This is a genomic window from Microbacterium sp. (genome assembly GCF_031988965.1).
Taxonomy (GTDB): domain Bacteria; phylum Actinomycetota; class Actinomycetes; order Actinomycetales; family Microbacteriaceae; genus Microbacterium.
Map to the genome: position 1 here is coordinate 1 of NZ_DALZXX010000125.1, position 8,025 is coordinate 8,025.

Annotated in this window: 10 protein-coding genes; 9 read left to right on the top strand and 1 reads right to left on the bottom strand. The window is 69.7% G+C overall.

Features of this window, described 5'->3' with window-relative positions; all coding sequences use genetic code 11:
* The coding region (locus RTM68_RS15075) for a hypothetical protein (protein ID WP_312172434.1) at positions 1-240 on the bottom strand (240 nt) is incomplete at its 3' end.
* Between RTM68_RS15075 and RTM68_RS15080 the strand changes: the two genes are divergently transcribed.
* The 9 genes from RTM68_RS15080 to RTM68_RS15120 all read left to right on the top strand — a co-directional run bounded on the left by RTM68_RS15080 (position 230) and on the right by RTM68_RS15120 (position 7,883).
* Entirely contained in the window at positions 230-733 is a 504-nt protein-coding gene (locus tag RTM68_RS15080; protein WP_312172436.1) for an Ig-like domain-containing protein, read from the top strand. The two genes, RTM68_RS15075 and RTM68_RS15080, sit on opposite strands and share 11 nt — an antisense overlap.
* Positions 734-814: 81 nt before the next feature.
* Positions 815-2,137 (top strand): cysteine desulfurase, encoded by a 1,323-nt coding sequence (locus RTM68_RS15085; RefSeq protein WP_312172438.1) that lies wholly within the window; start codon positions 815-817, stop codon positions 2,135-2,137.
* A complete protein-coding gene (sufU, locus tag RTM68_RS15090; protein ID WP_312172440.1) occupies positions 2,134-2,568 on the top strand; it encodes a Fe-S cluster assembly sulfur transfer protein SufU in 435 nt (144 codons plus the stop codon). Before RTM68_RS15085 ends, sufU begins: the two co-directional genes overlap by 4 nt.
* Before the next feature lie 44 nt (positions 2,569-2,612).
* A complete protein-coding gene (locus RTM68_RS15095; RefSeq protein ID WP_312172441.1) occupies positions 2,613-3,626 on the top strand; it encodes a GNAT family N-acetyltransferase in 1,014 nt (337 codons plus the stop codon).
* A gap of 27 nt (positions 3,627-3,653) precedes the next feature.
* Positions 3,654-4,295: an NAD(P)-binding domain-containing protein gene (locus RTM68_RS15100; protein ID WP_312172444.1), complete on the top strand. Its 642-nt coding sequence runs from the start codon at positions 3,654-3,656 to the stop codon at positions 4,293-4,295.
* Between the two features lie 57 nt (positions 4,296-4,352).
* Entirely contained in the window at positions 4,353-5,012 is a 660-nt protein-coding gene (locus RTM68_RS15105; protein WP_312172445.1) for a GntR family transcriptional regulator, read from the top strand.
* Between the two features lie 99 nt (positions 5,013-5,111).
* Entirely contained in the window at positions 5,112-5,321 is a 210-nt protein-coding gene (locus tag RTM68_RS15110) for a heavy metal-associated domain-containing protein (RefSeq protein ID WP_312172447.1), read from the top strand.
* An 8-nt stretch (positions 5,322-5,329) separates the two neighbouring features.
* Entirely contained in the window at positions 5,330-7,564 is a 2,235-nt protein-coding gene (locus tag RTM68_RS15115; protein ID WP_312172449.1) for a heavy metal translocating P-type ATPase, read from the top strand.
* A 73-nt stretch (positions 7,565-7,637) separates the two neighbouring features.
* The gene (locus RTM68_RS15120) at positions 7,638-7,883 is read left to right on the top strand and encodes a hypothetical protein (protein WP_312172451.1); all 246 of its coding nucleotides are present in this window, start codon (positions 7,638-7,640) and stop codon (positions 7,881-7,883) included.
* Positions 7,884-8,025: the final 142 nt, after the last annotated feature.

Consider the following 8,025-nt stretch of genomic DNA (forward strand, 5'->3'; position numbering starts at 1 on the left):
AGCGCCCACGGGGGAGCCGACGGCACCGAGTGCGGCGCCGACGCCTCCGGCGGTCGACCCCAGTGCACCTCCGAGGGGCGCGCCGACCCCACTGCCGTCTCCGACTCCGACTCCGACTCCGACTCCGACTCCGACGCCATCCCCGACCCCGCCTCCCGCGGTCGAGCCGACCGAGCCGCCCGTGACGATCGCCTGGGTGATCCCGCAGCCGGCGACGGTTCCTCCCGACGTGACCGGCACGGGAACGCCCGGCAGCGATGTCGCGATCCTCGACGAGAGCGGCCTGGTCGTGGGCGCGACCGTGGTCGCGGACGACGGATCGTACGCCGTCGCGATCGACCCGGTCTCGCTCCACCAGGGCATGACGATCACGGCTCGGCATACGTCCCCGCACACCGGGAGGGAATCGCTGAGCGCTCCGCTCGGTCCGGTCGTGTTCGAGCTCCCCTCGGTGCTCGGAGCGGGCGGGGCCCGTCACGTGGAACGAATCGACGCCGACGCCGACGGGGCGAGTGACGACGTGGAGCTCTCGATCCACGGGATCGCCGAGGTATCCGTCGTGGTGACCGTCGACGGCTCGCCTCTGGCGACGGCCGTGCTCGAAGACGGCTGGTGGGCCGAGAGCATCCTCGATCTGCGGCCCGGCCTGCACCGGATCACGCTGCGCTACGTCGACCCGGCGACGGGTGCCCTGGGGCCGGAGGCGATCGAGCACATCGTCGTGCGTCCCTGAGAGGAGACCACAGGGCGAGGACGGCGTCGGAACGACGGCGAGCGCGACCCGGTCGGAGCCGTCGGATGAGAAGCTAGAAGGATGAGCACTCCGTCCCGAGCCGATGTCATCGCCGCGCCCAGCGGCCGTCCGCTGACGGAAGAAGAGGTCACGAGGCTCCGCGACGACTTCCCGATCCTCGCGACCGAGGTGCACGGGCATCCGCTCGCCTACCTCGACTCGGGGGCCACGTCGCAGCGGCCGTTCGCCGTACTCGACGCCGAGCGCGAGTTCGCGACCACCCTGAACGCGGCCGTGCATCGCGGTGCGCACACGCTCGCCGCAGAGGCCACGGAGGTGTTCGAAGACGCCCGCGCGACGGTGGCGCGCTTCATCGGCGCCGACGAGGGCGAGATCGTCTGGACCTCGAACGCGACCGAAGCCCTCAACCTGATCGCCTACTCGATCTCGAACGCATCTCTCGGCCGCGGCGGTGCGGCGGCCGAACGCTTCCGCCTGCGCGAGGGCGACGAGATCGTCACGACCGAGATGGAGCACCACGCGAATCTCATACCGTGGCAGGAACTCGCGGCCCGCACCGGAGCGACGCTCAGAGTGATCCCTCTCGACGATGACGGCGCGCTGCGGCTCGATGCCGTCGCGGAGATCATCGGCGAACGGACGAAGCTCGTCGCGTTCACCCATGTGTCGAACGTGCTCGGGGTCGTCAATCCCGTCGAGCAGCTCGTGGCGTCGGCCCGTGCGGTCGGGGCGCTGGTGGTGCTCGACGCGTGCCAGTCGGCGCCGCACCTGCCGCTCGACGTGCGCGCACTGGATGTCGACTTCGCGGTGATCTCCGGACACAAGATGCTCGGCCCCACGGGCATCGGCGCCCTCTATGGGCGCCGGGAGCTGCTCGAGGCGATGCCGCCCTTCCTCACCGGCGGGTCGATGATCACGACGGTCACCACGACCGAGGCCGAATACCTCCCGCCGCCGCAGCGCTTCGAAGCGGGCACTCAGCGTGTATCGCAGGCCGTCGCGCTCGCTGCCGCGATCGACTACCTCTCGGCGGTCGGCATGCCGCGCATCGCTGCTCATGAGGCCGAGCTCGGTCGTCGTCTCGTCGACGGGCTGACGGCGATCGACGGCGTCCGCGTGCTCGGTGCGGGCATCGCGCTGCCTCGGGTGGGCCTCGCGAGCTTCGACGTCGAGGGCATCCATTCGCACGACGTCGGCCAGTTCCTCGACGACCTCGGCATCGCGGTGCGGGTGGGACATCACTGCGCACAGCCGCTGCATCGGCGGCTCGGAGTGACCTCGTCGACGCGGGCGAGCACCTATCTCTACACGACCGGAGCCGAGGTGGACGCGGTGATCGACGGCGTCTCCGGAGCCATCGACTTCTTCCGGAGGGGCGCATGAGCGACCTGCAGGGCCTGTATCAGGAGCTGATCCTCGACCACTCGCGCACACCGCACGGCTACGGCCTGCGTGGGGAGATCGCCGCGCAGTCGCATCAGGTGAACCCCACCTGCGGCGATGAGGTGACTCTGCAGGTGCATCGCGCCGGCGACGGCTCCATCGAGGCGATCGCGTGGGAGGGCCACGGCTGTGCGATCTCGCAGGCCTCCGCGTCGCTCCTCGCCGAGCTCGCCGAAGGGCTCACGGTCGCCGACCTCGAGGTCAGGATCGCGGCGTTCCGCGAGGCGATGCGGTCGCGGGGCAAGATCGAACCCGACGAGGAGCTGCTCGGCGATGTCGCGGCACTCGGCGGCGTCTCGCGCTACGTCGCCCGCGTCAAGTGCGCCATGCTCGCCTGGGTCGCTGTCGAGGATGCACTGCACAAGTCCTGATCGCGCGGTGTCGGCATGCCGGTGACCGGGTGGAGGATGGGAGCATGCCGATTCAGCTGACACCGCTCGACGAACGCCACTTCGACGCGTGGCGGGAGGCGACGAGAGCACGCTTCATCGCACTGCGACAGGAGTCCGGGATGCTGCGGGGCGAAGACGCCGTCATCGACGCGGATGCCTTCCTCGATCAGCTGCTTCCCGTGGGGGTGGCCACTGAGGCCTCGAGCATCCTCTGCATCGTCGACGATGGGCGCGAGATCGGCACGCTGTGGTTGATCGCCACGGGCGGCATCCTGCACCTGGTCGATCTCGCCGTCGATGCCGTTCCCGATCGCGTCGTGCTGGACGGCCTGTTCGAGGCGATCACGACGACGGCCCGGCGCAATCACGTCGAGCGGGTGAGTGTCTCGCTCTATTCGACCGACGCCGGTGGGCGCGCCTTCGTCGACGGCCGAGGGTTCCGGTGCGCATCGATCCGGATGCTGCTCGAACCGCTGCCGGATCGAGAGGCGACATCGCCCGACGCGGTGTCGCGCGGATCCGACGGCCTTGTGAAGCTGCTCCTGATGACGGAACCCCGGTTCGAGACCTTCGCTGCCGAGTCCGAGGCGGCGTTCGCCGCCGATCTCGTGGCATCCGGCCGGTACTCCGAGCCCGACGCGCAGGTGGAATCGAAGCGCCAGATGGCGCTCGAGCTGCCGGACGGCCTCGACTCGGCCGGACAGGAGCTCTTCACGGCCCACGCCGAGGGCGCCGGTGGCGGCGCGGAGGTCGGGGTGCTCTGGATCGGGATGCGCGTGCGCGACGGGCATCCGCATGCATTCATCCTCGACATCGAGGTGGCGGAGGACCACCGGCGCAGAGGATTCGGGCGAGGCATCATGCTCGCGGCCGAGAGGGAGGCGCGCAGACTCGGTGCCGACTCGATCGGACTGCATGTCTTCGGATTCAACGACGGTGCGATCCGGCTCTACGAGGGGCTCGGCTATCGGCGCGTCGAAGAACGGTTCCTGCTCGACGTCGCAGACGATGACGCGGGGAGTGACGCGCGGGAATAGCCGCGCGCCCGCGGTGTTGGCCCCGACATGACCACTCTCGGAATCATCGGTGCAGGACACATCGGCAGCCAGGTCGCGCGCGTCGCGGTGGCGAACGGATACGACGTCGTGATCGCGAACTCTCGCGGTCCCGAGACCCTCGCAGACCTCGTCGCAGAGCTGGGGTCGCGAGCGAAGGCGGCGACGGCGGCCGAGGCCGCGGACGCCGGCGAGGTAGTTGTGGTCACGGTGCCCCTCGGCAGGATCGGCGAGCTGCCCGCAGAGCCGCTCGCCGGCAAGATCGTGCTCGACACCAACAACTACTACTTCGAGCGCGATGGTCACATCGAGGCTCTCGACAAGGGGGAGACGACGACGTCAGAGCTGCTGCAGCAGCAGCTGCCCACCTCGCGCATCGCCAAGGCGTTCAACCACATCTTCGCCGCGGACATCACGACCGACGGAACGCCCGCCGGCACGCCTGACCGTCGCGCGCTGGCCACCGCGGGGGATGACGCCGAGGCGGTCGCCTTCGTCACGCGGTTCTACGACGAGATCGGCTTCGACACCGTGAACGTCGGACCGCTGAGTGAGTCGTGGCGCGTCGAGCGCGATCGACCCGCGTACGTGGTGCGTCAGAACGCGCAGGAGCTGGAGGCGAACCTCGCGATCGCGAACCGTCTGCCCTGACCGCTGAAACGGGATACCAAACTTGTCCCGCTGATGCCGGAGTGAGAGAATTCCGGTATGGCGGACGTGGGGGCTGCCGGCGAACTCGAGTCGGTGCGGGTGACGCGCATTCTGCGCAACGACATCATCCTGGGGCGTCGTGCGCCCGGATCCCGCCTGGTGGAGCGAGACATCGCCGCCGAGCTCGATGTCTCACGTCTGCCCGTGCGCGAGGCGATTCGGGCGCTCGTCGGTGAGGGCGTCGTGATCTCGCGGCCCCGCACCTGGGCAGTCGTCCGGGAGTTCACCCCGAGAGACATCCAGGACTTCGGTGAGGTCCGCGAGGCCATCGAGACCCTGATCTTCGTATTCGCGGCGCAGCGTCACTCCGACGAGGGGATCGCGCGCCTGCGCTCCGCTTACGAGCGCGAGGTCGCCGCCGCGGAGGCTGGCGACGTCGACGCCGCGCGGATCGCCGCCGCCGAGTTTCACGAGATCGCGGCACGACTTGCCGGCAACGAGATGCTGAGCGAGCTGATCGGTGTCTTCGTCACCAGGCTCCGCTGGCTCTTCGGTCAGCACGACGATCTGCCGGCAATGGCCGATGAGCACCGGGTGATCCTCGAGGCGGTGACTGCTCGCGATGTCGATGCGCTCCGCGACCTGATCCCGCGTCACCTCGCCAGCGGACAGGCGGCGGCGGAGAGCCGGCTCGCCTCGCGCACGTCCTCCCGCTGACGACCTCCCGGTGCGGGAATACCCCGGGGAGGTGTACAGTTGTCATGCCTGAGGAGATACCCCCAGGGGGTATATTCCACCTGATCGAGAGGACTGGACATGACGATCACCACATTCGCCGTCACCGGGATGACCTGCGGGCACTGCGAGGGGTCGGTGCGCAGCGAGGTCGCGAAGCTCGCGGGCGTGACCGATATCGCGGTCAGCGCCGCATCCGGCGCGCTGGTCATCACCTCTGACGCCCCGGTCGACGACGCCGCCGTGCTGGCCGCCGTCGACGAGGCCGGCTACAGCGCCGCGCGAGTCTGAGTCCCGCCATGACCGACACCGCCGTGTCCTACGACCTCGAGATCAGCGGCATGACCTGTGCATCGTGCGCCGCGCGGATCGAGAAGCGGCTGAACCGCATGGACGGGGTCTCGGCGTCGGTCAACTACGCGACCGAGAAGGCCCATGTCGAAGCCGGGGCCGGCGTCGCGGTCGACGACGTGATCGCCGAGGTCGTCCGCACCGGGTACTCCGCCGCCGTTCCCCGGAACGACGCGCATGGCGCGGTCGACCCGGCGTACCGGCTGCTGCGTCTGCGCCTGGTCCTCGCCGCGGCTCTGGCCGTGCCCGTGATCGCGCTGTCGATGATCACGCCGCTGCAGTTCGCGGGATGGCAGTGGGTCTCCTTGGTTCTTGCGACGCCCGTGGTCACATGGGCTGCGTGGCCCTTCCACCGGGCTGCCGCCCTGAACGCGCGGCATCGCGCCGTCACCATGGACACGTTGATCTCCGTGGGCGTGACCGCCGCCTATCTCTGGTCGCTCTACGCCCTGTTCTTCGGCACCGCGGGGATGTGGGGCATGACCCACCTCTTCCGCTTCTCGATCGAACGCGGTGACGGCCTGGGCAGCATCTACCTCGAGGTGGCTGCCGGCGTCACGATGTTCCTGCTTCTCGGGCGCTTTCTCGAACAGCGATCCAAGCGCCGCGCCGGTGCCGCACTCCGCGCGCTCGGAGAACTGGGCGCGAAGGACGTCGCGGTGCTGCGCGACGGCGTGGAGGAGCGGGTGCCCCTGGATCGTCTGCTGGTCGGGGATGTGTTCGTCGTGCGACCGGGAGAGAAGATCGCCACCGACGGCATCGTCCGTGACGGCGCATCTGCTGTCGACGCCTCCATGCTCACGGGCGAGTCCGTGCCCGTCGAGGTGCGCCAGGGGGACTCCGTGGCGGGCGCCACTGTGAACGTCGGTGGGCGTCTCGTCGTGACAGCCACTCGAGTGGGGGCCGACACCCAGCTCGCGCGCATGGCGCGTCTCGTCGAGCAGGCGCAGTCGGGCAAGGCCGAGGCGCAGAGACTCGCCGATCGACTCGCGACCGTGTTCGTGCCCATCGTCTTCGTGATCGCGGCGTTGACCCTGGTGGTCTGGCTGGCGATCGGGGGAGGCGCGGCTGCCGCGTTCACCGCGGCCGTGGCCGTTCTCATCATCGCCTGCCCGTGCGCGCTCGGACTCGCGACGCCGATGGCGCTGCTGGTCGGCACGGGGCGCGGTGCACAGCTCGGGGTGCTCATCAAGGGACCGGAGGTGCTCGAATCGACCCGACGCGTCGACACGATCGTGCTCGACAAGACCGGGACCGTCACGACAGGACGGATGACGCTGCTCGAGGTGATCTCCACGGACGGTGAGGATCCCACCGAGGTGCTGCGAGCGGCCGCGGCCCTCGAGGATGCATCCGAGCATCCCATCGCGCAGGCGATCGTGCGCGGTGCGCTCGAGCGCACCGGTGGTCTCCCGACGGTCAGCGACTTCCGCGCGTTCGGCGGCCGCGGTGTCACCGGCATCGTCGAGGAGCGAGCGGTGGTCGTCGGGCGCCCCTCCTTCCTCGCCGATTGGGCATTGAGCCTCGACGACGAGCTCGCGGGGGCGTTCACCCGTGCCGAGGGTGACGCGCGCACGGCCGTCGCCGTCGCCTGGGACGGCCGTGCGCGCGGAGTCCTGGTGGTCGCAGACGAGGTGAGGCCCTCGAGCGCCGATGCGATTGCGTCGTTGCGTGGTCTCGGTCTCGACCCGGTGCTGCTCACCGGCGACAACGTCCGCGCTGCGGAGCTGGTCGCCGACGGCATCGGCATCACCGAGGTGCGCGCCGGGGTGCTGCCCGAGGGCAAGGTCGCCGAGATCGTGGCGCTGCAGCAGCGAGGGCGCGTCGTCGCGATGGTCGGCGACGGCGTCAACGACGCCGCAGCGCTCGCGCAGTCCGACCTCGGCATCGCCATGGGCACGGGCACCGACGCCGCGATCGAAGCATCCGACCTCACGCTCGTACGCGGAGATCTGTGGGGTGCCGTGGATGCCATCAGACTCGCGCGGCGAACCCTGGGCGTGATCCGCGGCAACCTGTTCTGGGCGCTCGCGTACAACGTGGCGGCGATCCCGCTCGCCGCACTCGGATTGCTCAACCCGATGCTGGCGGGCGCCGCCATGGCGTTCTCCAGCGTCTTCGTGGTGCTGAACAGTCTGCGCCTGCGGCGATTCCGCTCTGCGGCACCTGTCGGCGCGAGCTAGCAGGCATCCCGCTCCGGGGATATATTGACGGTACGGAATCGTTCCGGACGCACGTCTTGATCTGGGGAGCGATATGCGGGGTGTCGCTGTGGTCGTCGGGGGGCTGCTGGTGATCGGCGGAGCGGTGCTCGTGGTGGTCGCAGACCAGCAGCGTGTCGACGCTCTCGATGACGCCCGGGCCGCGGTCGTCGAGACGCGAGAGCAGCTCGAGGCGGCTCGTGAGGCGAACCTCGTGCTGGCCGAGAAGCTCACGGGTCTCCGCGCTCACATCTCGGAGCAGGATGCGCAGCTCGGTGACGACGCGGGGTTCCTGCGGTGAGGCGCGCCGCGTGATCCGAAGGATCGTGTCGGTCGCGGTCGTCGCAGCCGTGCTTCTCGCCGGTGGCGCCGTCGGCCGTGCGGCCGCGTTGGATGCCGAGCGCGCGCAGGTGATCGCCGAGCTGCAGTCGCTCAGTCAGGCC